A 25,708-nucleotide genomic window follows, 5' to 3' on the forward strand; every position below is an offset into this window, starting at 1 on the left:
TCACCCCGACGGGTGTGGCATGGCGTGTCGGGCTGAAGCCCGACCTACAGCTTCAGCGTGATCTGCGCCGTGCCCGGCTCGTCCGGCATCAGGCGCTGGGTGAAGCCAAGCTCCCGGCACAGTTCCAGCATCGGACGGTTTTCCAGCAGCACGTAGCCCCATATCTCGGCGAGGCCGCGACGGCGGCAGTCGTCGACCAGCCGCTGCATCAGCAGCGCGCCGAGGCCGATGCGGCTCCAGTCGCGCTCCACGATCACCGAGAACTCGGCACTGTCGGCCGCCTCGTCCACGTAGATGCGACCCACGCCGCGGATCTCGGCGGGACGCACCGCTTCGTCCGCCAGCACGAGCGCGGTTTCGCGTGCCGGGTCGATGTTGCACAGGCGCTGCGCCATCGGCATGGGCAGCTCGGACATCGCGTGCAGGAAGCGGCGGCGGATATCCTCCGGCGACAACCGGGTGAAGCAGCGCCGCAGCGCCGCGACGTCGCCCGGCTCGATATCGCGCAACCACAGTTCGCGGCCGTCGCGCGTGCGCATGCGCTCGCCGTGGGCGGTGTGCACGGCCAAGGCGGGGGCGTAGCGCTCGCGGCTGCGCGGAGGCAGCGGCGGGTGCGGGGTGGTGGAACGCAGGCTGGCGGCAATCATCTCAATACTTTCGCGTATTGTGTGCAGTGCAGCATGATCCGGAGCCAGCTTGGATGCAAGCCTTTGCGCCGCTTTGCCGCAGTCGCGCAAACCTGCTGTTCAGCCCGGGTCGCCCCTGGCCGGCCGCCGTGGCCGCTTCGGACCGGGCGCGGAGTGCCGGCCCTGGGTCGCGTCGATCGCGTCGATCCAGCCTGCGCGTGCGGCGGGAAAGGCATCGGCGTAAGGCACGTAGGGCTTGATGTCCAGGATCGGCGTGCCATCCAGCAGATCCACCCCACGCACACGCAGCGCGCGTTCCTCCACCGCGACCAGCTCCACCGCGGACAGCCCGATCGCGTTGGGCCGATGCGGCGAGCGCGTGGCCAGCACACCGCGCTTGCCGCCGCCGCGCGGCGGCCGCACCTGCGGCTTCCAGCCCTCGCTGCGATGGAACACGAACAGCAGCCAGATACGCTCGAAACCGGCGAGGTCGGCAAACGCCTCGGCCGGCAAGCCGTCCGTGAACTCGATGCGCGCCTCTGCCTCGGCGCCGCTCTCGGTGCCCGTCACCACGGTGGACTGGTGCGGCGCGTCGATGCGCCGCGCGTAAGGCGAGCGCACGTGGGCGATGGGGCGGAAGGCGAAGGGGGCGGTTTCGTCCATGGTTCAGCGCGATGACGTGGGCTGGCGGAAACTCCAGCAGAGGTTGTCGAGGCCGGCGCCTCGATCACGCCCGCATCAGCGGATGCCCACGCCCAACCCCACCCCGAAATTGATGTTCGGATGCCCGCTGCGCATTTCCTCGGCGGTCCACACGTGCGACCGTGCGATCTGCACCAGCGGGAACACGTAGTCGGCCTCGCCGACCTTGCCGGCGCGGCTGCCGGCCAACTGGCCGTCAACGGTGATCGGTGCACCGTTGGGGTAGTTCATCGGTTCGGCGTAGCCGGGCAGCAGGGCGATGAAGCGGCCGTTGCCGCCGGCGCCGAATTTCGGCCGCTGCGAGGAATCCAGCGGATAGGCGAGGATCTCGATCTCGCTGTGGTCGGGCAGGTTGTTCACCGCCACCACGCGGCCGCCCCAGATCACCTGGCCGCGGGCGTATTGCTTGGGCGCCTGCGCCACTTGCGTGGGCGTGGCGGCGAGGGTGCCGGGCGCGGCCTTGTAGATCGGCGCGGGGGCGCAGGCGGCAAGGCTCAGCAGCAAGGCGGGGAGGGCGAGGCGGGCGGAAACGGTGGCGAGGCGCATGGCGGGCTCCGGAGCGAAGGGCCGAGGTTGCTGGCTCGTCATCCCGGCGAAGGCCGGAAGAGCTTCGCTGTTGTGAAGCTCTTCCCGCTTGCGCGGGAATGACGGCAATTGCGCTGTGAGCTTAACGGCGGCGCGGCGTGGGCGATAGCCGCGTGGGCCTGGCGGGTTTCGCGGGCGCGGCGGCGGATTCGGCCGCCAGCCAGTCCAGTTTCCATTCGGCGGGGCGCTCCTGCGCAAGCAGGCGGGCCAGCGCGCGCAGCGGTTCGCGCAGGGTTTCGTCGAGCTGCCAGGGCGCGTTGACGATCGCCATGCCGGAGCCGTTGAGGCGCAGCGGCGAGTCGTCGCCGTGCACCAGCAGTTCCGCGCGCAGCACGCGCTTCGCGCCGCAGTGGCCGAGCCAGCGCAGGAAGGGTTGCACCTGGCTGCGCCGCTTGATCGGATACCAGATCGCGTAGATGCCGGTGGGCCAGCGCTGCAGCGCTTCCTTCAACGCCTGCTCGATCAGCCGGTATTCGGCCTCCTGCGCCTCGTAGGGCGGGTCGATCAGCACCAGGCCGCGCTTCTCCTGCGGCGGCAGCAGCGCCTTCAGCGCCTCGTAGCCGTTGCGTTCGTGCACGTGCATGCGCGCGTCGCGGTGGAACAGTTCGCGCAGCCGTGCGGCTTCCTCCGGATGCAGTTCGCACAGCTGCGCGCTGTCGATGTCGCGCATCGCCAGCGCGGCCTGCAGCGGCGAGCCGGGGTAGAGCTTGAGGGTCTCCTCGTTGCCGGGCACGGCGAGGATGCCGTCCAGCCAGCGGCGCAGCAGGTGCGGCAGCGCGGCGGCGGTGCGGGTGTCGACATACAGGTCGGGATAGAGCAGGCGGGCGATGCCGTCCTTGTACTCGCCGGTCTTGCCGGCCTCGGCGCCGTCCAGCGCGTAGCAGCCGCTGCCGGCATGGGTGTCGACCACGCAGAACGGCGCGGGCTTGAGCTTGAGCGCATCGATCAGCGCCAGCAGCACGGTGTGCTTGAGGACGTCGGCGAAATTGCCCGCGTGGTAGGCATGGCGATAGTTCATGGCGCGAGTATAGAGGCCGCGCCGCGTAAACCTCCGGCAGCCGTGTCGGAGCCTGCTCCAGAGTTGAGGTGCCGGCAGGCAGTGGATAGGCTCGCGGCATGCCGTTTTCCCTGCGCCAGCTTGCCCGTTCACGTCGCCTGCGAGTGATGGCTGCGCTGGCGTGGCTGCTGCTGGTGGTCAACGCCGCGATGCCGATGGCGATGCCGGCAGGATCGCCGAACCGTGTCGCGCATGCGTTGGCCGGCACGCACACCGGGCAGGCGGCGATGCCGCACACCGCGTGCGACGGTGGCCATGCCGGTTGTTGCGGCGGTCAGCTCGCCCCGGATTGCCACTGCGCGGCGATGAGCGGCGGCCTGCTGCTGCCGGTGTTCGCCGCCATGCCGGACGCGATGGCGATGGCCGTCGTGCCTGACCGCCCGCTGCCGCGACACGCGCCGTCGCCGACGGCCTCGCCACCGCTGCGACCGCCGGCGGTCTGACTCCCCCAGCTTGTGCTGCGCGCGCTCGCCGCTCTGCCGGTGCGCACGAACCATGCCGCGCTCGGCAGTGCCCCGCGCGATGCCGATGTATCCAGAGGGATTCCATGAAACCGTTTGTTCCACCCGCGACCGACCTGTCGCGCCGTCGTTTCGTCCAGGGCATCGCGCTGGGCGGCGCGATTGCCGGCCTCGGTCTGCTGCGTTCGGCGAATGTCTGGGCGTCGAACGGCCTTGGCCGGCCACAGGTATTGAGCGGCACCGAGTTCGCGCTCGACATCGACGAGACCCTGGTGAATTTCACCGGCCGGCCGCGCCTCGCCACCACCGTCAATGGCGGTGTTCCCGGTCCGACCCTGCGCTGGAAGCAAGGCACCACGGTCACGCTGCGCGTCACCAACCGCTTGCGCGTGCCCACGTCGATCCACTGGCACGGCATCATCCTGCCGTTCCGCGAGGATGGCGTGCCCGGCATCAGCTTCCCCGGCATCGCACCGGGCGAGACCTTCACCTACCGCTTCCCGGTGCGCCAGAGCGGCACCTACTGGTATCACTCGCATTCCGGCTGGCAGGAGCAGACCGGGCTGTACGGCCCGCTGGTGATCGAACCGGCCGGCCCGGAGCGACACCCCACCGCGCGCGATTACGTGGTGATGCTCAACGACTGGACCGACCAGAACCCCGGGCACATCTTCGCCACGCTGAAACGGCGGAGCGACTACTACAACTACGCGCAACCCACCGCGCCCGAATTCCTCCGCGACGTGCGCGAGCAGGGGCTGCGACGCGCGCTGGCCGAGCGCAGGATGTGGAACGGGATGCGCATGAATCCCGGCGACCTCAGCGACGTTTCCGGTTGCGCCTACACGTACCTGATGAACGGCACCGCCCCGGCCGGCAACTGGACCGGCCTGTTCAAGCCCGGCGAGAAGATCCGGCTGCGCTTCATCAACGGCTCGTCGATGACGATCTTCGACGTGCGCATTCCGGGCCTGAAGCTGACCGTGGTCAGCGCGGATGGCCAGGATGTCGAACCGGTGCCGGTGGACGAGTTTCGCATCGCGGTGGCGGAGACCTACGACGTGATCGTCGAGCCGCAGGAGGACCGGGCGTTCGCGATCTTCGCCCAGGCTATCGACCGTACCGGTTACGCGTGCGGCACGCTGGCGCCACGGCCCGGCATGCAGGCGGTGGTGCCGGCGATGGATCCGCGCATGCCGCTGGCGATGGTGGACATGATGGGCGCGATGGGATCTTCTCCCCTCTCCCCTGGGGGGAGGGTAAGGGCGGAGCGTGGCGTCGCCGGTTCCACCGAACCCTCTCCCCCAACCCCTCTTCCTCGCTCCTCAAAGCAGGGGCATCCTGCCCCTTCCCCGCGTCCGGAGGGAGAGGGAAGCGACGTTCGCCACGCCCGTACGGAATACCGCAACCCCGGCGTCGACATGCACGTGGACATGCCACGCACCAACCTCGACGACCCCGGCACCGGCCTGCGCGACAACGGTCGCCGCGTGCTCACCTACGCCGACCTGCACACGATCGGCGGCTCCATCGACCCGCGCGAACCGAGCCGCGAGATCGAGCTGCACCTCACCGGCAACATGGAGCGCTACATGTGGTCGTTCGACGGCGTGAAGTTTTCCGACGCCAAGTCGATCCACTTCCGCAGCGGCGAGCGGCTGCGCATCGTGCTGGTCAACGACACCATGATGAACCACCCGATCCACCTGCACGGCATGTGGAGCGAACTGGAGAGGCCGGACGGGCAATTCCAGGTGCGCAAGCACACCATCAACGTGCAACCCGCGCAGCGCATCGCCTACGGCGTGAGTGCCGACAACCTCGGGCGCTGGGCCTACCACTGCCACATGCTCTACCACATGGAGGCGGGGATGATGCGCGAGGTGGTGGTGTCATGACGACGGATCATCGCCGCACTTCACGTGCTTGGTGCCGCCCGGTGTGGTTGGCGGCCCTGCTGCTGGCCTTGCCCCAGGCTGTTCCGGCGCAAACGGCTCCGGCGCCGTCGAGCAGCACCTCGACGATGGACATGGGCGCCATGCCCGGCATGGCGATGCCTGCCACGACGACGAAGCCGACGAAGACGCCCGGCAAGCAAGCCGGCAAGAAACCCGCGACGGCAAAACCGACGGCATCCAGCCATGACATGCATGCCATGCCCGGCATGGCGCACGGTGCGATGTCGGGCACGCCGCCGGCGCCCGCCGTGCCAGGCGATACATCGGGCAGCATGCAAGGCATGGATCATTCGGCCATGCCAGGGATGAGCCACGCCGGCATGCCCGACGTGCAGCACGAAGAAGCAGCCCACGCCATGCATGGCGGTATGCGGGGAATGCAGGCTATGCCCGGCATGACGATGGGCCCGATGCAAGGCGGCCGCGCACCGCCGGATGCGCGCAGCCCGGACTACTCCGACGGCGTGGGCTACGGCGACATGGCGGGCATGGAACGGCATGACGCCAAATCGCTGGGCATGTTGCTGATCGATCAGCTGGAAGCCTTTCACGGTCTCGACGCGAACGGCCAGGCCTGGGAAGCCCAAGGCTGGTACGGCAGCGACACCAGCAAGCTGTGGGTTCGCACGGAAGGCGAGCGCAGCGGCGGCAGGCTGGAGGACGGTGATGTGGAGGCGTTCTGGAGCCACGCGGTCGCCGCGTTCTGGGACAGCCAGCTCGGCGTGCGCCAGGACTTCGGCGCAGGCCCGGAACGGACATGGGCCGCGTTCGGCGTGCAAGGCCTGGCGCCGTACTGGTTCGAGCTGGAAGCCACCGGCTATATCGGCGCCAACGGCCGTACCGCCGCGCGCCTGCGGGCCGATTACGAACTGCTGTTCACCCAGCGGCTGATCCTGCAGCCGGAAGCCGAGGTCAACCTCTACGGCAAGGACGATCCGCAGCGCCGCATCGGCAGCGGCGTGTCCGACGTGCAGTTCGGCCTGCGCCTGCGCTACGAGTTCCACCGCCAGTTCGCGCCCTACATCGGCGTGAACTGGATCCGCCGCATCGGCACCACGGCCGACTATGCGCGGCAGGATCACCAACCCGTACTCGACTGGCAGATCGTGGCCGGCGTCCGCATCTGGTTCTGAGAGGCACCCATGAAAAACCCCATCGCGCACCTCATCACGATCGCCGTCACCTTGGGCGTGCTGGCTATCGGCACCGGCGCGTTCGCCTGGTCCGGTCTTTACAACATCGGCGCGGACGATCACCACACCAGGCCGGTGTTCGCGTTCCTGCAAACCCTGCGCGACCGTTCGATCCGCCTGCGCTCGGAGGATCTCACCGTGCCGAACCTCGACGATCCGCAACTGATCCTGAAAGGCGCCGGCCAGTACGCGGCGATGTGCACCGGCTGCCACCTTTCGCCTGGCGTCGACGACTCCGAGCTGCGAACCGGCATGTACCCGCAGCCGCCCAACCTCTCAAGGGTGCACGTCGATCCGAAGGAGGCGTTCTGGATCATCAAGCACGGCATCAAGATGAGCGCGATGCCCGCCTGGGGCATGGCCGGCCACGACGATCCCACCATCTGGAGCATGGTGGCCTTCCTTGAGAAGCTGCCCGGCATGTCGCCCGCCGAATACAAGGCCATCGTGGCCAAGGCGCCGCCGGACGAGGACATGGACGATGACCACGGCGCCGCGCATGCGCACGATGCGGCGCACATGCAGGGGATGGACATGTCCGGCCATAATCCCGAGCCAGCCGCTGCTGGCGATGCCGGACATTCGCAACATGAGCCTTGAGCCGATCCTGCAGAGCACGCTGACCTGCCCGCATTGCGGTCATCAATCGGTCGAGACCATGCCGACCGATGCCTGCATCTACTTCCACGAATGCGCCGGCTGCGGCGTGCTGCTGCGGCCCCAGGCGGGCGACTGCTGCGTGTTCTGTTCCTACGGCAGCGTGCCGTGCCCGCCGGTGCAGTCGCAGAAATCCTGCTGCGGTTAGTGCGAGGTGAGCTCGGCGCGCTAGTGCGCGGCAAGCGTCACCTCGACGGTGACGTGGGCGAGTTCCTCGCGGATCGCCAGCTGTCGGCGAACCGCATCGGGTGCAAGCGGTGTCGTCGAGACCAGCGCGAGGATGCAGGCGTAACGCCCCTTGCCCACGCGCCACACGTGCAGATCGCTCACCGCGGCGGCGGGAAACCGTTCCACGATCACGTCGCGGATTTCCTGCACCACCGGGCTGTCCATCTCGGCGTCCAGCAGGATGCCGCCGGACTGCTTCAGCAGGCCCCAGGCCCAGTTCGCCACCAGGGCGGCGCCGACGATGCCCATCGCCGGGTCGAGCCACGCCGCGCCGAGGAACTTGCCGCCCACCAGCGCGCCGATCGCCAGCACCGAGGTGGCCGCATCGGCCACGACGTGCAGATAGGCTGAGCGCAGGTTGATGTCGTGGTGGTGCGCGTGGTCGTGATGGTCGTGCGTGTGCCCGTGATGGTGGTCGTGCCCGTGATGGCCGCCGCGCAGCAGCCATGCGCAGGTCAGGTTCACCGCCAGGCCGACCGTGGCGATCGCGATCGCGTCGTTGTAGTGGATCACGCCAGGTACGAACAGCCGCTCGACCGACTGGAACAGCATCAGCGCGGCCACCACGCCCAACAGCAGCGCGCTGCTGTAGCCGCCCAGCACCTCGATCTTCCAGGTGCCGAACGCGAAGCGGCGGTCGTCCGCAAGTCGGCGCGCCAGCGCATACGCGCCCACCGACAGGCCCAGTGCCAGCGCATGCGAACTCATGTGCCAGCCGTCGGCCAGCAGCGCCATCGAGTTCAACAGATAACCGCCGACGATCTCCACCACCATCATCACCGCGGTGATGACCACCGCGCGCAGCGTGTTGCGCTCCGCCAGCGGATTGCCCTCGTTGAACTGGTGGCTGTGCGTGTATTTCGAGATGTCGGGCAGGGCGCTCACGGTTTTCCTTGTAACATACCCCCCTATGGTATGTGAAACCTGCGGGAGAACGCGATGGCTCATCTGGCGAAGGACAACCGAAAGCTCGTCGCGCGTGTGCGACGGATCGGCGGGCAGGTCGCCGCGCTGGAACGCGCGCTGACGCCGGACGCCGATTGCGGCGCCGTGCTGCACCAGCTGGCGGCCGTGCGCGGCGCGGTCAACGGCCTGATGCTGCAGGTGCTGGAAGGGCACCTGCGCGAGCACGTTGCGCCGGCGAACCGGCGCGGTCAGGCCGAACTGGAGCCGGTCATGGCGGTGTTGCGCAGCTACCTGAAATGACGCCGACGCGACGGGCCGCGCTCAGTAGGCGACGGTGATGCGCTGGCGCAGCGCGTCGTGCTTCTCGATGCGATCGAGCAGGGCGGCCGCGTAGTCGGGAACGGTGATGCGGCTGACGCCGTTGCCATCGACCAGCAACTGGTCGCCGCCGACGCGGTACTTGCCGCTGCGCTCGCCATCCTCGATCAGCGCGGCCGGGCTGACATAGGTCCAGTCCACGTCGGCGTGGCTGGTGCGGAACACGTCCAGCGCCCGGCCCTGTGCCTCGGCCTCCGGCTTCCACGCGGCGGGGAAGTTCGGATCGTCGATCACCTTCACGCCCGGCGCGGTTTCCAGCGAACCGGCGCCGCCTACCCACAGCAGGCGCCGCACGCCGGCCTTCGGCAGGTTGTCCAGCAGGGTACGCGCGGCGGCCGGCACGCTGTCGTTGTTGCCGTCGCGTCGCGCGGACAGGCTGGCGATCACGGCGTCGCTGCCGTGCGCGGCATCGAGCCAGCCGGCGGGCCGGGCGACGTCGCCGGTGACGACGGTCAGCCTGTCGTGGTGCGTGGCGAGGCGCGCGGGATCGCGCACGATCGCGACGACCTCGCAGCCGCGCGACAACGCCTCGTCGAGGATGCCCTGGCCGAGATGGCCGGTGGCGCCGAACAGTGCGATTTTCATGGAATGCTCCGGAGGGGATCAACTGGCGACGCACAGCATGCGCCGGATGATTGGCGCGATAAATCATCGCCCTGACAATTCACTGTAAAGTCATGCTTTACAACGTGGCGAGCGACGATGGACGGGATCAATCTCAACCGGCTGGCGGTGTTCGTGGCGCTGGTGCGTGCCGGCTCGTTCACCGCGGCGGCGGCGCAGCTGGGCCTGACCAAGGCGATGGTGAGCCAGCACCTGGCGCGGCTGGAGCAGGAGCTGGGCGTGACCCTGCTGGTGCGCAGCACGCGGTGCATGGCGCTGACCGAGGCGGGCGCAGCCTTCCATGCCGACTGCGCGCGCATCCTCGGTGAGGCCGAGGCCGCCATTGAGCGTGTCGGCGAGAACCGCGAGACGCCGCGCGGCACGCTGCGCCTCGCCGCGCCGGTGAACTACGGCGCCGCGGTGGTGGCGCCCGCGCTGGCCGGCTTCCTGCGCCTGCATCCGCAGGTGCAAGCCGAACTGGTGCTCGACGACGGGATCAGCGACCTGATCGGCGGGCGCTTCGACCTGGCGATCCGCGGCGGGCCATTGCGCGACTCCGGCCTGCGCGCGGTGCGGCTGGCGGGCTTCCGCCAGCTGCTGGTGGCGGCGCCGGCCTATCTCGCCGCGCGCGGCACGCCGCGGCGGCCGCAGGAGCTGGCAGCGCACGACGCGGTCGTGCTGTCGGTGCTGTCCTCGCCGCTGCGCTGGAACTTCACCGCGCGCGACGGCACGCAGCAGCGCGTGCGCCTGACGCCGCGCGCACAGGCCGACAGCGCGGCGGCGGTGCACGCGATGGCGCTGGCCGGAGCGGGGCTGGCCGTGCTGCCCGACTTCATGGTGGAGGCCGACCTGCAGGCCGGCCGGCTGAAGCCATTGCTGCCTGCGCAGCGCCTGCCCGAGGGCAGTTTCCACGCGGTGTATCCGGGCCACGCGCCATCGGCGAAGGTGCGCACCTTCATCGACCATCTGCGCGCGGGCATCGCGCCGACGCCCCGGCGTCAGTCGACCATGTTGTGACTCTCGGTGGTGCCGAGCAGCTCGGTCTGCCGCGGTCCGCGCCGCACGCGGTGCAGCAGGGGATGCGCAAACACCGCGGCCAGGATCACCGCCACGCCGGCGTAGAACCAGCCGTCAAGTTGCCGCTGCTCGCCGAGCAGCAGCATCGCCAGCACGATCGCGTAGACCGGCTCCAGGTTGGTCACCATCTGGGTGCCGAACGCGCTCATGTGGCGCAGCGCCACCAGCGCCAGGGTGAACGGCAACAGCGTGCAGCCGAAGGCCAGCGCCAGCAGCAACACGGCGTCGTGCGCGTCCGGCAGCACGAAGGCCGGGCCCGCGTGCGGCAGCAGCGGCGCCAGCAGGGTGAGGAAGACGGCGCCGGTGCCCAGCTCGATGCAGGTGACGGTGAGTGGGTCGCCGTGCTCCACCAGGCGCTTGTTGAGCGAGCCGAACAAGGCCACGAACAGCGCCGACAGCACGCCCACCGCGATACCGAGGCGCATGTCCGTCGGCACGCCACCCACCACCAGCGCCACGCCGGGCACCACGGCGACGCCGATCAGCAGCTCACGCGGGTCGAAGCGGCGTTTGGCGATCCATGGCTCGACGAAGGCCAGGAACACCGGCCCCAGCGCGATGCAGGTGGCGCCCACCGAGGCGTTGGCGAGCTTGATCGCGGCATAGAACGTGAGCCAGTGCAGCGACACCAGCACGCCGATGCCGGCATAGGCCCAGCGCAGCCGCGCCGGCATCGCGCGCAGGCCGCGCCACACCCGCGGCATCAGCAGCAGCGCCAGCGTCACCAGCAGCATGCGCCACCACACCAGCGGCAGCGCGGGCAGGGAGATCAGCCTGCCAAGGATCGCGGTGAAGCCCCACAGCAGGACGCAGAAGTGGATCTGCAGACGGGCCTTGCTGACGGACTGCATGGATGCGGTGTGTCGGGAGGAGGAACCGGCATTCTAGCGTCGCGGCCTGCATGCCGCCGTGCTCAGTGGCGTGACTCGTCTTCCGCATCCTCCGGGTGGGCCTGCCAGTAGCCGGTGGCCTTGATCCAGTCCTTCGGCACGCCGCGTTGGTCCAGCCATTGGCGCATCGCGCGGACGCGGCGCGATTCGGCGGCGATCCAGTAGAACGTGTCGCCTTCGGTGGCGGGCAGTTCCTGCAGCGCACGTTCCAGCAGTTCGCCGTGTTCGGCGCCGTCGCGTGCGAGCCAGCGGATCTCGACTTCGCCGCGCGAGGACAACGACTGGCGGTCGGCGGCCTCGGGAATCTCGATCAGCGCGGTGGCACGCGCGCCGGCGGGCAGTTCCTCCAGCCAGCGGCCGATCGCGGGCAGGGCGGTCTCGTCGCCCATCAGCACGTAGCGGTCGAAGTCGTCCGCGATCACGTGGGAACCGCGCGGGCCGCCGGCAGCCAGGCACTGCCCCGGCGCGGCTTGCATGGCCCAGTTCGACGCGGGGCCGTCGCCGTGCAGCACGAAGTCGATCAGCAGCTCGCCGCGCGCGGCGTCGTGGCGGCGCGGGGTGTAGTCGCGCATCGGCGAAGGTTCGCGGCCGGCAGGGAATTCCGGGCCGTTGGGCCCGAGCACGGGCAGCACCAGTTCACCGTCGCGGTTGGGGAAGAACAGCTTCACATGGTCGTCGGGCGCGGCGCTCAGGAAGCCGTGCAGCCCGGGGCCGCCTAACGTCATCCGCCGCATGTGCGGGGAGAGAGGCTCGACGCGCAGCACGGCCAGTGTGCGCAGCGCGACGTCGTGGCGCAGGCGCCGGTGGATGTGGGATGCCATCACGGGATACCTCGTGGGGAGCGGGCGCGTGGCGATGGCTGGCGCGCGGGGGAGCGCCGTCGTGGGGCGCGGCGGCGTGGCGTGGTTCAGTCCTGCGGCCGGCCGGCGGCGATCTCGCTGGCGGCGCGTTCGAGGACCGCGGCCACGCGTTCGGCTTCGGCCTTGTCCCAGCTCGTGCGCATCAGCAGGGCGTGCTTCAGCGCATGCATGGCCTTGCGCACACGCATCGGCGCAGCCATCTTCGCCGCGAGCTTCGCGCTGTGCTCGGTGCGCGCGGTCGCGGCGTCCACCGCGGCGCGGTTCTCGTCGAGGAAGGCGCGGCCCTCGGCGGTGATCGCGTACAGCTTGCGGTTGCCCGCTTCGCTCTCCACCTGCGCGTAGCCCATGTCTTCCAGCATGGACAAGGTGGGGTAGATCGCGCCGGGGCTGGGCGTGTACTGACCGTGGAACATCTCCTCGATCATGCGGATCAGCTCGTAGCCGTGGCGCGGCTGCTGCTCGATCAGCGCCAGCAGCAGCAGCTTGAGGTCGCCGTGGCCGAACATGCGGCCGCCGCCGCGCCGACCGCCGCCGCGCAGCCCGCCCCAGCCGCCGAAGTCGGCGCCGCCGCGTGGCTCGTCGAACGGTCCGTGGCGGCCGGCATGGCAGCCGTGCTCGCCGCTCTCCATGTCGAAGGCGTGGAAGCCGTGGTGAGGGTGGTGCCTGAAATGATGGAACAGCGAATGCATGCGCACGACTGACTCCGATATATCGAAAGTGTTCTCACGATATATCGTAGATATGTCTTTCGCAAGAGCATGCAACGCGCCGCTCGTGCAGGAGCACCCTGTGCGCGACGGGTGGGATGGAAGGAGTGAGTTAAGAGGAGTGAGAAGTGAGAGAGGAGCGGGATGCAGCGCGGCCTTGGCTTTCCCTATCTACTCACTTCTCTTCACTCACTCCTCGCCCTTCGCGCACAGGGTGCGCTCCTGCACAGGCTTCAGCCCCGACGGCGGATGCGCCAGACCCAGGCCGGCGGCAGGTTGAGCCAGGCGCCGCCGACGCGTTCCGCTTCCAGCCCCAGCCGCTGCCGCAGCGCGCGCGGCACCGGGCAGCGCAGGCCGTAGGTGAACTGGTAGAGCACGCCGTCGGGCTGCAGCTGGCGCTCGAACACGCCCTCGACGATGGCGGCGACCTTGTCGGCGGGGATCGACAGCAGCGGCAGGCCGCTGATCACGGCACTCGCACGCTCGTCGCCGAACAGCGACGAGGCGTGGCCCAGCCCGGCGGCATCCATGCGCAGCACGCGCGCGTGCGGATAGCGCTGCGCCAGCGCGCCGGCCAGCACCGGATCGGTCTCCACCAGCACCAGCCGGTGTCCGGGCAGGCCGCGTTCCAGCAGGGCACGGGTGAACACGCCGGTGCCGGGGCCCAGTTCGATCACCGGGCCGTGCGCGTGGTCGACGTGGGCGGTCATCAGCCGCGCCAGCGCGGGGCCGGACGGCGCCAGCGCACCGACGCTGCGTGGATCACGCAACCAGGCGCGCAGCAGATGCAGATGGTCGTTCAGTGGCATCGATGGCGGGCCGCTCGGCGCATGGCGGTCACCATAACCGGAACGGCCAAACCGGATGTTCGGATACGGTTATGCCGCCGTGTCCGTCGTCACGCTCGCGGTGTCACCGGCTTGCCGCCGCCACGCGCCGGAATTTCGCGGGAATGGCTCAGCGGGGCCGATGTTCGCGACGGCACGCCATGTCACAACGGCTTCCCGTCCACCCGCACCGGCGCGTGGATGTCGCAGATGCCCAGCTTGCCCACTGGCGTGGGATAGAACGCGTTGTGGCCATGGCGTGCGGCGTCGATCAGCGCGGCGAAGCTGGCGCTGCCGGTGTGCAGCACCTGGATGTTTTCACGCTGCGCGGGCGGCAGATCGGCGGCGAGCTTCACCGACAGGATGGGCGTGCGTTCGCCGGCCTTTTCGTAGAAGCCCATCGGCCCGGTGCCGCGCGGCAGTGCCGACAGGTACTGCATGCCTTGCAGCACACGGCCGGCCACGGCCAGGTTGTGGTCCAGCCGGCGCGGCGCCTGGCCGATGACGGCGTACAGCGCGCTGCCGTTGCCGCTGTCGGGAGCCACGTCGCGCGCCACGCCGACCATGCCGTAGCACTGCACCAGCCACTCCTTGCCCTTGGCCGGGTCGCGCGCCACCGGGAAGCCCCCGGAGAAGCCGACCTGCGGCGCATAGACGTCGCCGTCGGGCAGTGGCGTCCACGGCTGCCTGGTGTCGATCGGGCGGGTGAATTCCGGCGGCAAGGTGGCCTTGGCCTTGCCCAGCGAATGCATCTTCGCCTTGTCGCCACCGTCGTCGCCGTTCGGGTCGTCCCACTGGGTGACGAAGTTGTCCTGCACGCGCACGATGGCGAGGCCGTCGAAGTAGCCCTGGCGCACCAGGGTGCGGATGTTCGCCGCGTGCAACGGGGTGAAGTCCGGCGCCAGCTCGATCACCACGCGGCCGGCGGGCAGTTGCATGTAGAGCAGGTTGGTCGGATCGGGCGTGCGCCACTCGGAAGGCTTCGAGGCCGCCAGGATGTCCTTCGCGCTGGGCGTTGGCTTGTCCTGCGCGGCGAAGGTTTGTGTCGCTGCGAAGGCGAGCCCCATCGCGATGGCGGCGGCAAGGTGATGGCGCATGCTGGTCTCCCCGGATGGCTGGCGTCGCGGCACGGTAGCAGGAGCCGGCTCGCGTGTGCGCTATTTGCGGAAGCGCACGAAGGCGCGCTTGGCCAGGTACAGCAGGTGGCCGGTGAGGCCGGCATCCTGGGCCTGGCGCAGCGCCGTGTTCTCGGCGTAGAGCAGGCGGATGTGCCCGTCGCGCTGCTCGATCAGCTGCCGGATCTCGGCCACGTCGCCGCGCGACAGCGTGCGGCCCTCATCCAGGTGCGGCGGCAGCTGGCGGCTCACGTAATACGTGGTGTGGCGCGGCGCGGTTTCCGCGGCGGGGCGATCCCTGGTGTAGAAGTACAGCGCGATGGAGCGGCGGGTGAGCGCGGCATGCTCCGGCGGCAGCTCGATCCGGTTGAATGCGTGCCAGGAGCGCTCGGAGGTCTCGAAGATCACGCAGCGGTTGAACGCAGGCGCCACCGAACGCGCGGGGCGCGCATCGGCGTGCGGGTCGCGGAACAGTTCCAGGCAGCCGCCCCACGACTCCTCCCACTGCGGGTTGAGGTAGACGATGAGGTTGAGCCGCCGGTGCCAGCGTTCGCTGGGGTGGTAGTTGAAATCCACGTGCGGGTCCAGGCTCATCCCGTCGCGGTTCTCGTGGGTGCCGCCGCCGAGATACCAGGGGTCGTAGATCAGGCCTTCGATGCCGGTGAGCTTGCCTACCGCTTCGAGGAATCCGGGGCTCTGGATCGCGTCGTCGAGCCGCTGCCAGACCGGGCCGAGCTGGCGGATCTTCGCCAGCGTGGACTTGCCGCCCGGCTTGCCGTCGTCGCCCACCGCGTTGCCGCGCTCGAAGGCGGGGAAGTTGTCCAGCAGCGCCGCGGCGAAATCCGGGGCGAGGAAATCGTCGATCACCACGTGCGGGAATGGCGCCGCCGAGACGAACTCGTTACGGCAGGCCTCGGCGCATTCCAGCACGCGCGGATGGATGATCGACAGTTCCGTTGAACCCTGCATGCGTCTTCCCGGCGGCGAATGACCCGCCATTCTACTTGGCTTGAGGCCGCGCTCCGCGGCGCGCGCTCACTTCCCGCCGAGCGCAGGCTTGCCGGCGCGCCGGCGCTTCCACGCGTAGCCGATCCCCAGCAGCACGAACCACACCGGGCTGGCCAGCAGGGCGGCGCGGGTGTCGGATTGCAGGCACAGCAGCACCAGCACGAACGCGAAGAACGCCAGGCAGACCCAGCACATGACCACGCCGCCCGGCATCTTGTACGCCGAGTCCGCGTGCTGCTGCGGGCGCTGGCGCCGGTAGGCCATGTAGGCGCACAGGATCAGCGACCACACGAACATGAACAGCACCGCAGACAGCGTGGTGACCAGGGTGAACGCCGTCATCAGGTTGGGCACGAGGTAGATCAGCGCCGCGCCCAGCAGCAGGCAGAAGCAGGAGAACAGCAGGCCCAGCGAGGGCACCGCCGCCTTGGACAGGCGCGCGAACGCCTTCGGCGCGTGGTTCTCGCCGGCCAGGCCGTACAACATGCGGCTGGTGGAGAAGATGCCGCTGTTCGCCGAGGAGGTGGCCGAGGTCAGCACCACGAAGTTGATCAGGCTGGCCGCGGCGGGGATGCCGGCCAGCACGAACAGCTCCACGAACGGACTCTTGTCCGCCTCCACCAGCCGCCACGGCGTCACCGCCATGATCGCCGCCAGCGCGAGCACGTAGAAGATGATGATACGCACCGGGATCGAGTTGATCGCCTTGGGCAGGTTGCGCCGCGGGTCCGCGGTCTCGGCCGCGGTGGTGCCCACCAGTTCGATGCCGACGAAGGCGAACACCGCGATCTGGAAACCGGCGAAGAAACCGCTCAATCCGTGCGGGAAGAGGCCGCCGTCGTTCCACAGGTTGGCCAGCGAAGCCTTGTTGCCGGCCGGCGAGTGGAAGCCCCAGGCCACAAGCGCGAAGCCGACCAGCACCAGCGCGATGATCGCCACGATCTTGATCAGCGCGAACCAGAATTCCAGCTCGCCGAACATCCGCACCGTCGCCAGGTTCAGGCTGAGCAGCAGCAGCACGCACAGCAGCGCCGGTATCCACGGCGCCAGGTGCGGCAGCCAGAACTGCACGTAGGCGGCGATCGCGATCACCTCGGCGATCGCGGTGACGATCCAGCAGAACCAGTACGTCCAGCCGCAGAAGAAGCCGGCCCACGGCCCCAGCAGGTCGGTGGAGAAGTCGATGAACGACTTGTATTCCAGATTCGACAACAGCAGCTCGCCCATCGCGCGCATCACGAAGAACAGCATCACGCCGATGATGAGGTAGACCAGCAGGATCGACGGCCCGGCCAGGCTGATCGTCTTGCCCGAGCCCATGAACAGCCCGGTGCCGATGGCGCCGCCCAGCGCGATCAATTGCAGGTGGCGGTTGGAGAGGCTGCGCCTCAGGTGCTCCGGTTGCTGCGTGGATGCGGTCATGCGGGCGCCGAGGTCGTGGACGGGTCGCCACGATAGAAGAAAGCCCCGATTCCCGCCAATGGCGCGTGCACATGACTTCCGGCGCATGCACTAGGTCGAAGTCAACACTATGCTTCAGTCCAAGCTAAGCAGCAGTGCAGGCGAGTGCGTGGACGAGATCGACGGCCAACTGAAGAAATTCCAGAAGGAGCTGTCCGCCGGCACCGTGTCGCTGGTGCTGCTGGCGGTGCTGGGGCAGTCGCGCCAGCCGTTGTACGGCTACCAGATCGCCAAGCGGCTGGAGGAGGCGGGCGAGGGCGTGCTGGCCGGCAAGCAGAGCGCGCTGTACCCGGTGCTGCGCAACCTGGAGGGCGCGGGCCTGCTGGCCAGCGAGGTGGAGCCTTCGGTGAGCGGCCCGCCGCGTCGCTATTACCGCATCACGAAATTGGGTCGCGAGGTGCTGCGCGAGTGGGTTGCCGCGTGGAGCGCCACCCGCGATTCCGTCGACAAGCTGTTGCAGGGAGAGTGGTGATGAACGCATCGAGCCAGCATCCGCCGCGCACCATCGCGGAATACCTCGAACAATTGCGCGCCGCGCTGCGCGGCGCCGACCCCGCGCTGATCCAGGACGCGCTGTACGACGCCGAGGAACACCTGCGCGCCGAACTCTACGAGCGCCCCGGCCGCGACGAGGCCGCGATGCTCGAACACGTGGTGGAGAGCTACGGCGCGCCGGACGAGGTGGCCGAGATCTACCGCGACCAGGAGATCAGGATCCAGCGCGCGATCCGCCCGCCGCCGCCGCCGAAGCGGCGCTCGGCCGCCGGCCACTTCTTCGGCGTGATCGCCGACCCGCGCGCCTGGGGCGCGCTGTTCTACCTGCTGTTCGGCCTGGTCACCGGCATCGCGTATTTCACTTGGGTGGTCGCCGGCCTCTCGATGTCGGCGGGTTTCTCGGTACTCATCATCGGCCTGCCATTCATCGTGCTGTTCTTCGGCAGCGTGCGTGGACTGGCCTTGCTGGAAGGGCGCCTGGTGGAAACCATGCTGGGCGTGCGCATGCCGCGCCGGCCGCCGTACCCGCAGAAGCACATGTCGTTGTTCCAGCGCATCGGCGCGATGTTCACCGACCCGCGCAGCTGGAGCTCGATGCTGTACGCGCTGCTGTTGCTGCCGCTGGGCATCTTCTACTTCACGCTGATCGTGACCTGGCTCGCCGTGTCGTTGAGCTTCATCGCTGCACCCATCCTGAAGCTGGTCGCCGTGCTGGGGCATTGGGACGTGGGCACCTGCGTCGGCGCGCCCGAGTGGATCTGCGGCGGCGTCGAATGGTTGAGCGGCTGGGGCGGCGCGACCGTGCTGTGCCTGCTGGGCCTGCTGCTGTTCTTCCTGCTGCTGCACGTGGTGCGTGGCCTGGGTTACCTGCACGGCCAGCTCGCCAAGCACCTGCTGGTGCAGAGGGCGTGACCATGGCGATGGAGAACGCGCTGGGCTTGCTGGTTGGCGAATGGGAAGGTGATGAGACCATCGCCACCACGCGTTGGGGTGAAGGTGGCCAGGCGCGGGGATGCTTTTCCGCCCGCCTGGATCTCGGCGGTCGCGCGCTGCTGCACGACTACCGCGAAGAGCGCGACGGCAAACCCGCGTTGCAGGCGCACGCCGTGTTCACCGCCGGCCCCGGGCACGACGAGTACGCGCTCTACTGGTTCGACAGTTACGGCTTCGTGCCCGCGCAACCGGCGCCGGGGCACTGGGACGGCGCGCGGCTGGTGTTCCTGCGCAGTTCGCCGCGCGGGCAGACAAGGCACACCTATGCCTTCCGCGACGATGCCTGCGAGCTGACGCTGGAGAGCTCGTTCGACGGCGGCGTGCACTGGGAGCTGGTGATGCAGGGCTGCTATCGGCGTATCAGGTAGCCATCAGCTCTGCTCCCTCCCCTGCGTGCGGGGAGGCTGGAGTGGGTGCTTTCGATGACCCATGGCGGTTGACCCCGCCGGGCGAGCTTCCTACGCTGCCCCGGCGCACCTGTGCGCTCATCGGGGAACACCATGCGCTTCCGTCGCTGCTGGCTTCCGGCTTTTCTCCTGGCGTCGCTGGCGGCCACCGCCGCCGACGCGCCGATCAAGGGCTTCCCGCCCGCGCTGACGCCCGCCGACCTGGTATTGCGCGACGCCAGCATCGCCACGCTCGATCCGCTGCAGCCGCACGCGCAGGCGCTGGCGGTGAAGGACGGCAAGATCGCCGCGCTGGGCAGCGACGAAGCCATCGCGCACTACATCGGTCCGCACACCAAGGTGCTGGACCTGCACGGCGCCTTCGTCACCCCCGGTTTCATCGAGGGCCACGGCCACCTGATGGACACCGGCGACTCGCTGATGCAGCTCAACGTGGGCATGGCGCCGAACTGGGACGCCATCGTGGCGATGGTCAAGGCCGCGGTGGCCAAGGCCAAGCCGGGCGAGTGGATCGTCGGCCAGGGCTGGCAGCAGAGCAAATGGAACAAGGTGCCGCAGCCCAACATCGACGGCCTGCCGCTGCCGGCCAGCCTCGACGCGGTGTCGCCGAACAACCCCGTGCTGCTCGCGCACACCAGCGGCCATGCGATCTACGCGAACGCCGCGGCACTGAAGCTTGCCGGCATTACGCGCGACACGCCCGATCCCGTCGGCGGCAGCATCGTGCGCGACGCGCAGGGCAACGCCATCGGCGCGCTGCGCGACACCGCGGGCGACGCGGTGTACGCCGCCTACAACCGCTACCTCGCCAGCCTGCCGCCGCAGGAGCTGGCCGCGCGCAGGGAGCAGTCGCTGAAGCTCGCCATGCAGAACGAGGTGAGCAAGGGCATCACCGGCTTCGTCGACATGGGCCAGGACTTCCAGACGATCGATTGGCTGAAGCAGCAGGCGGCCAAGGGCTTCCCACTGCGTCTGTACGTCAACGTCGGCGTGCTGGACGTCGCCAGCCTCGACAAGAACCTCGCCAGGTACCGCACGATCGGCTACGCCGACGACCACTTCACCGTGCGCGGCGTGGGCGAGGATGTGTCCGATGGCGCGCTGGGCACGCACAGCGCGTGGTTCTTGAAGCCTTACAACGACGCGCCGGGCGTCACCGGCAAGAACGTCACGCCGATGGCCACGCTGGCGCAGATCGCGCGCATCGCCGCGCGCGACGGTTTCCAGGTGTCGATCCACGCGATCGGCGACCGCGCGAACCGCGAAGTGCTGGACATGTACCAGCAGATCTTCGACGAATACCCCGCCGCGCACGCGCTGCGCTGGCGCATCGAACACGCGCAGCACCTGGCGCCTGCCGACATCCCGCGCTTCGCGCAGATGGGCGTGATCGCCTCGATGCAGTCCATCCACGCCTGCTCGGACGCGCCCTACGTGGTGCCCCACCTCGGCGAGCAGCGAGCGAAGGAGGGCGCCTACGTGTGGCACACGCTGATCGAGAGCGGCGTGATGGTGCTGGACGGCAGCGACACCCCGGTGGAAGACACCAACCCCATCGCCGGCTTCTACTGCGCGGCAACCCGCGACAACGGCCGCGGCCAGCGCTTCTTCCCCGCCCAGGACAAGACGCGCATGCAGGCGCTGCGCTCCTACACCTGGAACAACGCCTACGCGCTGTTCGAGGACCACCAACTCGGCTCACTCAGCCCCGGCAAACTCGCCGACCTGGTGGTGTTCTCCGGCAACCTGCTGACCATCCCCGACGACCAGATCCTGCGCACGCGGGTGCTGTACACGGTGGTGGGGGGCAAGGTGGTGTATCAGCGAAAGGGGGCCGAGACGTGGCGCAGCGGGCAGCTGTTCGAAGCCATGCCGGAGTTTGATCATGTGAATTGAGGGGCGGAGTGATGGTTGGCTCAAGGGATTGAGCTCGGCATCTCTTACCTTTCACCTGTGTCGAATCTCAGTCTGGAAATTTCACGTTCGCCCTGAGCGTAGGCGCGCAGCGCCGGAGTCGAAGGGCACCGCGACGCGGTGCTTCGACTTCGCCTGCTGTCGCAGGCTACGCTCAGCACGAACGGGGTAGGGGAACTTGCGGCACTGCAGGATGATTTCTGGGCGGACGTGGAAGCATGGGAGGCCAAAGCATGAAAACCGTGACCCTGGGCGTTTCCTCGCGTGCCGCCAGCAAGCGGCGCCTCGCTGCTGCGCTGGCCGGACAGGCACAGGGCGAGTTCATCACCTTCGCCACGGTCGAGCTGCTGTGGAAGGTGCTCACCGCCAAGCGCTGGGAAATCCTGCGCGCCATGACCGGGCAGGGCGAGCTGTCCATCCGCGAAGTGGCGCGCCGCGTGGAGCGCGACGTGAAGAGCGTGCACGGCGACGTCACTGCCTTGATCGACGCAGGCGTGCTCGAACGCACGGCGCAGGGCGTGTGCTTCCCTTACGACGCCGTGCATGTGGATTTCACTTTGAAGGCGGCTTGAGGCACTGCGCCCAGACATTGTCCCTGACATCTTTTTCTTGACCATGTTTTCGGGAGATCGAACATGTCGCCTCTGCACATTTGGCTCAACCAGATCTTTGGTGATCCTACTATTGCGTTGGTAGTCGGCATCCTAGGGGGAGGCATGATCGGCTACGGCGTCAGCTGGTGGTTCGCGCGTGGCAGTAGCAAAGAACTGCGCAGCCAGATTAAAGAACTTCGGGCAAAGGTCGAGCTACCAGCTCGCATGCTTGAGGCGCAAGGGCAAGGGCAGAAGGTCACACTGAATCGCAATGAGGAGGGTGAAGTTACAGGCTTGGTGCATCACGCGACCCTGCATGATGGAATTCAAATTGGCGTGCAGGTGCTCGGCGCTACCGTCACGACCGTCAAACCGGAGGATTCATCATTGGCGCCATAAAATGAGGGACAACGTGCCCTGCCCGCTCAGTGGCTCCTCACATCCGGCACCATAAACCCATGCGCGCCGTAGTCGCCGGCTCGGGGCCATGCCAACGCGGGGAAATGAGCGGGAACAATGCCTGACGTGGGAATGGTTGGGAGGCGGTGGGTGCTGATGGCGGGCGGCGCGATACGGTTGGGGCACGGCTCGCCAACCGCACTTCGATCTTCCCGCTATTGCGCAGCACGCAGTACAGTGGGGCAACAACCGAGGTAAGTGAACCTGCCCGCGTTTTTGCAGCGAACCTCGCCGCTCTGCGGTCAGGATGCAGGTACACAGCTCAAACGCCAGACTCACATTTGCTCTTTCTGGACGGTTAAGGGGGATGTCGTGGCTCATGAATCGCAAGAATCGACACGAAATCGTCGAAGCAACAATGCGCTGGTCTGCGTAGTCATAGGCGCACTTGCAGGTGTGTGGTTGATGGTCTTTTCCCACACAGGGAGCACAGACGTAGCCACCCAGTCGCTGGGAGCGACGATTGGTTGTGCGGCGATACTCGCACTGGCAAGTTACGGATTGTGCTCACTCACGAAACAACATACCCCATGGGTATACGCGCTAGCCACGATCCTGGTCGCCATATTGGCTGGAGTTGGTATGCGAATAAGCCTGCATGATCGTGTTGCATCAGCTGCCGCAGAGACTACCCAACTGACGTCAGTTGATTCATCCATGGTGTCAGCTACTTCTTCGGCACCTGCGTCGCCGGAGCCTGCTAGTGGGCAAACTATATCGACGTTGGGTCTGCCTTCGGGTTATCACATCGTTGCGCCAGCTGTGACAATTGCGCCACATGCTGCTGAAGGGATCCCAGATGACCTCAATTGGAGTACGTCCGTTGGTGAAGCGCAGACTGGCGACGATTGGGACTTCGTTGAGCCGGCGTTCGTTGCGCAGCATCCTGATATTAGTTACGGTCAGAACAAGCAGATCATGCAGGAGAATCTGAAACGTTTCGCTAATCCACAACTTTCAAACATCAAACTCTTGGAGGCCGCGTACGCCGCCTCACGTGAGGATAGCCGCTGGGCCACCACCCAGTAAAAAGCCTGCAAAAAGGTGTGTGCCACCCACTCAATAATCCCGCACATCCATCACCACAAACCCATGCGCGCCGTAGTCGCCGCCCAGCGGCCACGCCAAGGTGGCCAGCGCATCGGTCCCCGCCTTCCATGGCTCGTTGTCGAGCAGGACTTCGCAGCGCGCTTCGCCATCGGTTGTCCGGCGGTACACCAGACGTAGCCAGTGCAGTTCGGGCGTCAAGGCTTCGCGCTGCAGCGCGGACTCGATCGCTGCCGGCACCTGTTCCAGCATCTCCAGGTCGGTGATGTCCGCACCGTGCAGCGCGAAGGGGCCGGCGAACACGTCCCAAGTGCGTATGCCGATCTCCCATGACGTGATTGTCAGCTTGCGGTCGTCGGTGACGTACCAGCAGGCGGCGAGCAGCGGATGGAGCGCGCTGTGCTCGAACGCGCGCAGGGCGGCCATGCAGCCGTCCGTGCCGCCACCGTGGCCGGCGAAGCTTTCCTCGATACTGCGTTCCTCGCTCAGCACCACGTCGATATCGAGGTGACCCGGCGCGCCGGCCGCGCCTTCCTGCCACTGGGCGCGCACGGTAGGGAAGTCGCCGTCGGTGGTCAGCCAGCCGTCCTCGTCGGCATCGAGCTGCACGTCGTGCCGCTCGAAGAGTCGCAACAGGTATTTCTGCAGTGCCGCGCTATCCATCGTCATTCCCGTGGGTCGGTGGCGTGTGTTGAAGGCAATTCGGTCGCGGGCAACTCGCGCCAGGTGAGGTACAGGCGCAGGTCGAATTCCCGCTGGTGGTAGTCCGGCAGCATGTACTCGCACAGCTGGTAGAACGCCTTGTTGTGCTCGGTTTCCTTCAGGTGCGCCAGCTCGTGCACCACGATCATCCGCAGGAACTCCGACGCGGCAGCCTTGAACAGGCTGGCCACGCGGATCTCCTTTTTCGCCTTGAGCCGTGTGCCCTGCACGCGCGAGATCGCGGTGTGCAGGCCCAGCGCCCGCTGCACCACGTCGAGCTTGCTGTCGTACAGCACCTTGTCGATGCCCGGCGCGGTCTTCAGGTGCTGCTGTTTCAGCGCGGCCACGTAGGCGTACAGCGCCTTGTCGCTTTGCACGTCGTGGCGGCCCGGATAGCGCGTGGCCAGATGTTCGCCAAGGCGCTGCTGCGCGATCAGCTGGCGCACCTTGTCCTGCAGGGCAGGCGGGTACGCCTGGAGATACTTCAACGGGGTCATCGGCGCATTCTCGCATTGCGCCGATGCGCAGGTATCGGGCGAAAGCCGTCACGCGGAAGCAGATACGGGCGGAAGATCGTGGTGGCCGCGCAGATGCATCGAGGCCATCGGAACATCCCGGCTCTGCCAGCGCTGCGCCATGCATCGACACCTGCGGTGGCTTGCAGGCAGCGAAGGCGAGGAGTACAAACATGCAACGGTATATAACGAGGTATGTATCATGGCTACCGATGTTTTGCGCGAGCTTGGGCCTGCCTACCTGGGCAGTCGCCTCAAACGTCTCGGCGAGCGCATGCAGGCGGGTGCGGCGCGACTCACCACGGATGCGGGCTTGCCGATGCAACCCAGCCACATGCCCCTGCTTTCCGCGCTGGATGGGCAGGCGTTGACGGTGGGGGAGCTGGTGCAGGCCGTGGGCACGAGCCAGCCCGGCGTCACGCGTGGCGTGCGCCAGCTGGTCGAGATGGGGTTGGTGCAATCGCAGCAAGGTGTCGATCAGCGCAAGCGCTCGGTGTCGCTGACGCCAGCCGGAGTCACCGCGCTGGCGCGCGCCCGTTTGCACGTCATACCGGCGGTGGAGGATGCCGTTCATGCCTTGATGGATGGCGGGCTCGACGCCTTCATGGAGCAGATCAGCCAACTGGAAAACGTGTTGTCCGCGGCGCCCATCGATGTCCTCGCCGCACGCAGCAGCCGCGAAGTCCTCACGATCCGCGAGTACGACGACACGCTCGCCGGGGAGTTCCGCGACATCAATGCCGAGTGGATCAATGCCATGTTCCACCTCGAAGCGGTCGACAACGAAGTCCTGAACCATCCGCGCGAGAAGATCATCGACGCCGGTGGCGCGATCCTTTTCGTCGAGGCGCGCGGGTTGGGCATCGTCGGCGCGTGCGCGCTGCTGCGCTCCGGCCCGGGCGCCTATGAGCTGACCAAGATGGGTGTGCGCGAGAGTGCGCGCGGCCTGAAGGCCGGCGAGTTCCTCTTGGCCGAGATCGTCCGTCGCGCCATGGCCATGCATGCCGATCCCCTGTATTTGCTCACCAACAAGCGTTGCGCCGCCGCCGTGCATCTGTACGAGAAGCTCGGCTTTCGGCACGACAAGGAAATCATGGCCCGGTACGGCGCCGAGTACGAACGCTGCGACGTCGCGATGCGGTACTTCCCGGACGCTCCGAAACAGACTGCGGGTTTGTAAGTGTTCCAGGGCACGCGGTGCGTCGCGGTGGCGACGTCCGCAACTGTGGCGGCATCTGCGTCCGATCCTCCCGGCCGGCGGCGGCAATCCGTAGCGCGCAACGA

General features: G+C 67.9%; 31 protein-coding genes. 15 read left to right on the forward strand and 16 right to left on the reverse strand.

All coding sequences use genetic code 11. The features are described from left to right. Nucleotides 1-44: 44 nt before the first annotated feature. From AB7878_RS15625 to AB7878_RS15640, 4 genes are all read right to left on the reverse strand, one after another. Nucleotides 45-647 carry a GNAT family N-acetyltransferase gene (locus tag AB7878_RS15625; RefSeq protein WP_369495247.1) on the reverse strand — a complete coding sequence of 201 codons (603 nt, stop codon included), beginning with the start codon at nucleotides 645-647 and terminating at the stop codon, nucleotides 45-47. 99 nt (nucleotides 648-746) lie between these two features. Beyond that, entirely contained in the window at nucleotides 747-1,289 is a 543-nt protein-coding gene (gene tsaA, locus AB7878_RS15630; RefSeq protein WP_369495248.1) for a tRNA (N6-threonylcarbamoyladenosine(37)-N6)-methyltransferase TrmO, read from the reverse strand. Nucleotides 1,290-1,364: 75 nt separating this feature from the next. Continuing rightward, nucleotides 1,365-1,874 carry a Slp family lipoprotein gene (locus AB7878_RS15635; protein WP_369495249.1) on the reverse strand — a complete coding sequence of 170 codons (510 nt, stop codon included), beginning with the start codon at nucleotides 1,872-1,874 and terminating at the stop codon, nucleotides 1,365-1,367. Between the two features lie 121 nt (nucleotides 1,875-1,995). Continuing rightward, nucleotides 1,996-2,931, reverse strand: a complete 936-nt coding sequence (locus tag AB7878_RS15640) for a 23S rRNA (adenine(2030)-N(6))-methyltransferase RlmJ (RefSeq protein WP_369495250.1) — start codon at nucleotides 2,929-2,931, stop codon at nucleotides 1,996-1,998. A 98-nt stretch (nucleotides 2,932-3,029) separates the two neighbouring features. On the opposite strand from AB7878_RS15640, the gene AB7878_RS15645 reads away from it, so the two are divergent. Together AB7878_RS15645 and AB7878_RS15650 are read left to right on the forward strand one after the other, a co-directional pair. Next, nucleotides 3,030-3,413, forward strand: a complete 384-nt coding sequence (locus tag AB7878_RS15645) for a hypothetical protein (protein ID WP_369495251.1) — start codon at nucleotides 3,030-3,032, stop codon at nucleotides 3,411-3,413. 104 nt (nucleotides 3,414-3,517) lie between these two features. Beyond that, a complete protein-coding gene (locus AB7878_RS15650) occupies nucleotides 3,518-5,329 on the forward strand; it encodes a copper resistance system multicopper oxidase (RefSeq protein ID WP_369495252.1) in 1,812 nt (603 codons plus the stop codon). Between the two features lie 7 nt (nucleotides 5,330-5,336). On the opposite strand, the gene AB7878_RS15655 is transcribed toward AB7878_RS15650, so the two are convergent. After that, nucleotides 5,337-5,672 carry a hypothetical protein gene (locus AB7878_RS15655; protein ID WP_369495253.1) on the reverse strand — a complete coding sequence of 112 codons (336 nt, stop codon included), beginning with the start codon at nucleotides 5,670-5,672 and terminating at the stop codon, nucleotides 5,337-5,339. 103 nt (nucleotides 5,673-5,775) lie between these two features. On the opposite strand from AB7878_RS15655, the gene AB7878_RS15660 reads away from it, so the two are divergent. Genes AB7878_RS15660 through AB7878_RS15670 form a run of 3 tightly spaced genes read left to right on the forward strand, consistent with a single transcriptional unit; the run spans nucleotide 5,776 to nucleotide 7,387 of the window. Beyond that, entirely contained in the window at nucleotides 5,776-6,522 is a 747-nt protein-coding gene (locus AB7878_RS15660) for a copper resistance protein B (protein WP_369495254.1), read from the forward strand. A 9-nt stretch (nucleotides 6,523-6,531) separates the two neighbouring features. Beyond that, entirely contained in the window at nucleotides 6,532-7,182 is a 651-nt protein-coding gene (locus tag AB7878_RS15665; protein ID WP_439653808.1) for a c-type cytochrome, read from the forward strand. Further along, complete coding sequence (locus AB7878_RS15670; protein WP_369495255.1) at nucleotides 7,172-7,387, forward strand: GDCCVxC domain-containing (seleno)protein; 216 nt, start codon at nucleotides 7,172-7,174, stop codon at nucleotides 7,385-7,387. The genes AB7878_RS15665 and AB7878_RS15670 overlap by 11 nt, the downstream gene beginning before the upstream one ends. Before the next feature lie 20 nt (nucleotides 7,388-7,407). Here AB7878_RS15670 and dmeF read toward each other — a convergent pair whose 3' ends face one another. After that, nucleotides 7,408-8,352 (reverse strand): CDF family Co(II)/Ni(II) efflux transporter DmeF, encoded by a 945-nt coding sequence (gene dmeF, locus AB7878_RS15675; RefSeq protein WP_439653809.1) that lies wholly within the window; start codon nucleotides 8,350-8,352, stop codon nucleotides 7,408-7,410. 54 nt (nucleotides 8,353-8,406) lie between these two features. Between dmeF and AB7878_RS15680 the strand changes: the two genes are divergently transcribed. Next, entirely contained in the window at nucleotides 8,407-8,673 is a 267-nt protein-coding gene (locus AB7878_RS15680; RefSeq protein WP_369495256.1) for a metal/formaldehyde-sensitive transcriptional repressor, read from the forward strand. 21 nt (nucleotides 8,674-8,694) lie between these two features. Here the strand turns inward: AB7878_RS15680 and AB7878_RS15685 are convergent, their stop codons facing one another. Then, nucleotides 8,695-9,336: an NAD(P)-dependent oxidoreductase gene (locus AB7878_RS15685; protein ID WP_369495257.1), complete on the reverse strand. Its 642-nt coding sequence runs from the start codon at nucleotides 9,334-9,336 to the stop codon at nucleotides 8,695-8,697. A gap of 117 nt (nucleotides 9,337-9,453) precedes the next feature. On the opposite strand from AB7878_RS15685, the gene AB7878_RS15690 reads away from it, so the two are divergent. Next, nucleotides 9,454-10,371 carry a LysR family transcriptional regulator gene (locus tag AB7878_RS15690; RefSeq protein WP_369495258.1) on the forward strand — a complete coding sequence of 306 codons (918 nt, stop codon included), beginning with the start codon at nucleotides 9,454-9,456 and terminating at the stop codon, nucleotides 10,369-10,371. On the opposite strand, the gene AB7878_RS15695 is transcribed toward AB7878_RS15690, so the two are convergent. From AB7878_RS15695 to cycA, 7 genes are all read right to left on the reverse strand, one after another. After that, nucleotides 10,353-11,282, reverse strand: a complete 930-nt coding sequence (locus tag AB7878_RS15695) for a DMT family transporter (RefSeq protein WP_369495259.1) — start codon at nucleotides 11,280-11,282, stop codon at nucleotides 10,353-10,355. The two genes, AB7878_RS15690 and AB7878_RS15695, sit on opposite strands and share 19 nt — an antisense overlap. Before the next feature lie 62 nt (nucleotides 11,283-11,344). After that, a complete protein-coding gene (locus AB7878_RS15700; RefSeq protein WP_369495260.1) occupies nucleotides 11,345-12,142 on the reverse strand; it encodes a siderophore-interacting protein in 798 nt (265 codons plus the stop codon). Nucleotides 12,143-12,228: 86 nt separating this feature from the next. Beyond that, nucleotides 12,229-12,870 (reverse strand): PadR family transcriptional regulator, encoded by a 642-nt coding sequence (locus AB7878_RS15705; RefSeq protein ID WP_369495786.1) that lies wholly within the window; start codon nucleotides 12,868-12,870, stop codon nucleotides 12,229-12,231. Nucleotides 12,871-13,121: 251 nt separating this feature from the next. Further along, on the reverse strand, nucleotides 13,122-13,697 hold the full coding sequence (locus AB7878_RS15710; protein WP_369495261.1) for a class I SAM-dependent methyltransferase: 576 nt from the start codon (nucleotides 13,695-13,697) through the stop codon (nucleotides 13,122-13,124). Nucleotides 13,698-13,879: 182 nt separating this feature from the next. Beyond that, a complete protein-coding gene (locus tag AB7878_RS15715) occupies nucleotides 13,880-14,812 on the reverse strand; it encodes a peptidylprolyl isomerase (RefSeq protein ID WP_369495262.1) in 933 nt (310 codons plus the stop codon). 60 nt (nucleotides 14,813-14,872) lie between these two features. Beyond that, nucleotides 14,873-15,799 carry a 2OG-Fe(II) oxygenase gene (locus AB7878_RS15720; protein ID WP_369495263.1) on the reverse strand — a complete coding sequence of 309 codons (927 nt, stop codon included), beginning with the start codon at nucleotides 15,797-15,799 and terminating at the stop codon, nucleotides 14,873-14,875. Between the two features lie 66 nt (nucleotides 15,800-15,865). After that, the gene (gene cycA, locus AB7878_RS15725; RefSeq protein ID WP_369495264.1) at nucleotides 15,866-17,260 is read right to left on the reverse strand and encodes a D-serine/D-alanine/glycine transporter; all 1,395 of its coding nucleotides are present in this window, start codon (nucleotides 17,258-17,260) and stop codon (nucleotides 15,866-15,868) included. A gap of 109 nt (nucleotides 17,261-17,369) precedes the next feature. Here cycA and AB7878_RS15730 point away from each other — a divergent pair, with 109 nt between their 5' ends. The 7 genes from AB7878_RS15730 to AB7878_RS15760 all read left to right on the forward strand — a co-directional run bounded on the left by AB7878_RS15730 (nucleotide 17,370) and on the right by AB7878_RS15760 (nucleotide 23,189). After that, a complete protein-coding gene (locus tag AB7878_RS15730) occupies nucleotides 17,370-17,771 on the forward strand; it encodes a PadR family transcriptional regulator (RefSeq protein WP_439653810.1) in 402 nt (133 codons plus the stop codon). After that, the gene (locus AB7878_RS15735) at nucleotides 17,771-18,706 is read left to right on the forward strand and encodes a sensor domain-containing protein (RefSeq protein ID WP_369495265.1); all 936 of its coding nucleotides are present in this window, start codon (nucleotides 17,771-17,773) and stop codon (nucleotides 18,704-18,706) included. The genes AB7878_RS15730 and AB7878_RS15735 overlap by 1 nt, the downstream gene beginning before the upstream one ends. Before the next feature lie 2 nt (nucleotides 18,707-18,708). After that, on the forward strand, nucleotides 18,709-19,155 hold the full coding sequence (locus tag AB7878_RS15740; protein WP_369495266.1) for a DUF1579 domain-containing protein: 447 nt from the start codon (nucleotides 18,709-18,711) through the stop codon (nucleotides 19,153-19,155). 132 nt (nucleotides 19,156-19,287) lie between these two features. Continuing rightward, the gene (locus AB7878_RS15745; protein ID WP_369495267.1) at nucleotides 19,288-21,090 is read left to right on the forward strand and encodes an amidohydrolase; all 1,803 of its coding nucleotides are present in this window, start codon (nucleotides 19,288-19,290) and stop codon (nucleotides 21,088-21,090) included. Nucleotides 21,091-21,341: 251 nt separating this feature from the next. Next, nucleotides 21,342-21,680: an HVO_A0114 family putative DNA-binding protein gene (locus AB7878_RS15750; protein WP_369495268.1), complete on the forward strand. Its 339-nt coding sequence runs from the start codon at nucleotides 21,342-21,344 to the stop codon at nucleotides 21,678-21,680. Nucleotides 21,681-21,743: 63 nt separating this feature from the next. Next, on the forward strand, nucleotides 21,744-22,100 hold the full coding sequence (locus tag AB7878_RS15755; protein WP_369495269.1) for a hypothetical protein: 357 nt from the start codon (nucleotides 21,744-21,746) through the stop codon (nucleotides 22,098-22,100). Between the two features lie 258 nt (nucleotides 22,101-22,358). Further along, nucleotides 22,359-23,189, forward strand: a complete 831-nt coding sequence (locus AB7878_RS15760; RefSeq protein ID WP_369495270.1) for a hypothetical protein — start codon at nucleotides 22,359-22,361, stop codon at nucleotides 23,187-23,189. Nucleotides 23,190-23,219: 30 nt separating this feature from the next. Here the strand turns inward: AB7878_RS15760 and AB7878_RS15765 are convergent, their stop codons facing one another. Further along, nucleotides 23,220-23,870, reverse strand: a complete 651-nt coding sequence (locus tag AB7878_RS15765) for a DUF6348 family protein (RefSeq protein WP_369495271.1) — start codon at nucleotides 23,868-23,870, stop codon at nucleotides 23,220-23,222. A 2-nt stretch (nucleotides 23,871-23,872) separates the two neighbouring features. Further along, nucleotides 23,873-24,406 (reverse strand): M48 metallopeptidase family protein, encoded by a 534-nt coding sequence (locus tag AB7878_RS15770; protein WP_369495272.1) that lies wholly within the window; start codon nucleotides 24,404-24,406, stop codon nucleotides 23,873-23,875. 220 nt (nucleotides 24,407-24,626) lie between these two features. On the opposite strand from AB7878_RS15770, the gene AB7878_RS15775 reads away from it, so the two are divergent. After that, nucleotides 24,627-25,604: a bifunctional helix-turn-helix transcriptional regulator/GNAT family N-acetyltransferase gene (locus tag AB7878_RS15775; protein ID WP_369495273.1), complete on the forward strand. Its 978-nt coding sequence runs from the start codon at nucleotides 24,627-24,629 to the stop codon at nucleotides 25,602-25,604. Nucleotides 25,605-25,708: the final 104 nt, after the last annotated feature.

The sequence above is a fragment of the Rhodanobacter humi genome (assembly GCF_041107455.1).
Taxonomy (GTDB): Bacteria; Pseudomonadota; Gammaproteobacteria; order Xanthomonadales; family Rhodanobacteraceae; genus Rhodanobacter_A.

What these genes read in the sequence shown, in the direction of transcription:
- AB7878_RS15625 (WP_369495247.1), bottom strand. Translation starts at nt 647, where the DNA reads ATGATTGCCGCCAGCCTGCGTTCCACCACCCCGCACCCGCCGCTGCCT.
- tsaA (WP_369495248.1), bottom strand. Translation starts at nt 1,289, where the DNA reads ATGGACGAAACCGCCCCCTTCGCCTTCCGCCCCATCGCCCACGTGCGC.
- AB7878_RS15635 (WP_369495249.1), bottom strand. Translation starts at nt 1,874, where the DNA reads ATGCGCCTCGCCACCGTTTCCGCCCGCCTCGCCCTCCCCGCCTTGCTG.
- AB7878_RS15640 (WP_369495250.1), bottom strand. Translation starts at nt 2,931, where the DNA reads ATGAACTATCGCCATGCCTACCACGCGGGCAATTTCGCCGACGTCCTC.
- AB7878_RS15645 (WP_369495251.1), top strand. Translation starts at nt 3,030, where the DNA reads ATGCCGTTTTCCCTGCGCCAGCTTGCCCGTTCACGTCGCCTGCGAGTG.
- AB7878_RS15650 (WP_369495252.1), top strand. Translation starts at nt 3,518, where the DNA reads ATGAAACCGTTTGTTCCACCCGCGACCGACCTGTCGCGCCGTCGTTTC.
- AB7878_RS15655 (WP_369495253.1), bottom strand. Translation starts at nt 5,672, where the DNA reads ATGCCTTGCATGCTGCCCGATGTATCGCCTGGCACGGCGGGCGCCGGC.
- AB7878_RS15660 (WP_369495254.1), top strand. Translation starts at nt 5,776, where the DNA reads ATGCCCGGCATGACGATGGGCCCGATGCAAGGCGGCCGCGCACCGCCG.
- AB7878_RS15665 (WP_439653808.1), top strand. Translation starts at nt 6,532, where the DNA reads ATGAAAAACCCCATCGCGCACCTCATCACGATCGCCGTCACCTTGGGC.
- AB7878_RS15670 (WP_369495255.1), top strand. Translation starts at nt 7,172, where the DNA reads ATGAGCCTTGAGCCGATCCTGCAGAGCACGCTGACCTGCCCGCATTGC.
- AB7878_RS15680 (WP_369495256.1), top strand. Translation starts at nt 8,407, where the DNA reads ATGGCTCATCTGGCGAAGGACAACCGAAAGCTCGTCGCGCGTGTGCGA.
- AB7878_RS15685 (WP_369495257.1), bottom strand. Translation starts at nt 9,336, where the DNA reads ATGAAAATCGCACTGTTCGGCGCCACCGGCCATCTCGGCCAGGGCATC.
- AB7878_RS15690 (WP_369495258.1), top strand. Translation starts at nt 9,454, where the DNA reads ATGGACGGGATCAATCTCAACCGGCTGGCGGTGTTCGTGGCGCTGGTG.
- AB7878_RS15695 (WP_369495259.1), bottom strand. Translation starts at nt 11,282, where the DNA reads ATGCAGTCCGTCAGCAAGGCCCGTCTGCAGATCCACTTCTGCGTCCTG.
- AB7878_RS15700 (WP_369495260.1), bottom strand. Translation starts at nt 12,142, where the DNA reads ATGGCATCCCACATCCACCGGCGCCTGCGCCACGACGTCGCGCTGCGC.
- AB7878_RS15705 (WP_369495786.1), bottom strand. Translation starts at nt 12,870, where the DNA reads ATGCATTCGCTGTTCCATCATTTCAGGCACCACCCTCACCACGGCTTC.
- AB7878_RS15710 (WP_369495261.1), bottom strand. Translation starts at nt 13,697, where the DNA reads ATGCCACTGAACGACCATCTGCATCTGCTGCGCGCCTGGTTGCGTGAT.
- AB7878_RS15715 (WP_369495262.1), bottom strand. Translation starts at nt 14,812, where the DNA reads ATGCGCCATCACCTTGCCGCCGCCATCGCGATGGGGCTCGCCTTCGCA.
- AB7878_RS15720 (WP_369495263.1), bottom strand. Translation starts at nt 15,799, where the DNA reads ATGCAGGGTTCAACGGAACTGTCGATCATCCATCCGCGCGTGCTGGAA.
- cycA (WP_369495264.1), bottom strand. Translation starts at nt 17,260, where the DNA reads ATGACCGCATCCACGCAGCAACCGGAGCACCTGAGGCGCAGCCTCTCC.
- AB7878_RS15730 (WP_439653810.1), top strand. Translation starts at nt 17,370, where the DNA reads ATGCTTCAGTCCAAGCTAAGCAGCAGTGCAGGCGAGTGCGTGGACGAG.
- AB7878_RS15735 (WP_369495265.1), top strand. Translation starts at nt 17,771, where the DNA reads ATGAACGCATCGAGCCAGCATCCGCCGCGCACCATCGCGGAATACCTC.
- AB7878_RS15740 (WP_369495266.1), top strand. Translation starts at nt 18,709, where the DNA reads ATGGCGATGGAGAACGCGCTGGGCTTGCTGGTTGGCGAATGGGAAGGT.
- AB7878_RS15745 (WP_369495267.1), top strand. Translation starts at nt 19,288, where the DNA reads ATGCGCTTCCGTCGCTGCTGGCTTCCGGCTTTTCTCCTGGCGTCGCTG.
- AB7878_RS15750 (WP_369495268.1), top strand. Translation starts at nt 21,342, where the DNA reads ATGAAAACCGTGACCCTGGGCGTTTCCTCGCGTGCCGCCAGCAAGCGG.
- AB7878_RS15755 (WP_369495269.1), top strand. Translation starts at nt 21,744, where the DNA reads ATGTCGCCTCTGCACATTTGGCTCAACCAGATCTTTGGTGATCCTACT.
- AB7878_RS15765 (WP_369495271.1), bottom strand. Translation starts at nt 23,870, where the DNA reads ATGGATAGCGCGGCACTGCAGAAATACCTGTTGCGACTCTTCGAGCGG.
- AB7878_RS15770 (WP_369495272.1), bottom strand. Translation starts at nt 24,406, where the DNA reads ATGACCCCGTTGAAGTATCTCCAGGCGTACCCGCCTGCCCTGCAGGAC.
- AB7878_RS15775 (WP_369495273.1), top strand. Translation starts at nt 24,627, where the DNA reads ATGGCTACCGATGTTTTGCGCGAGCTTGGGCCTGCCTACCTGGGCAGT.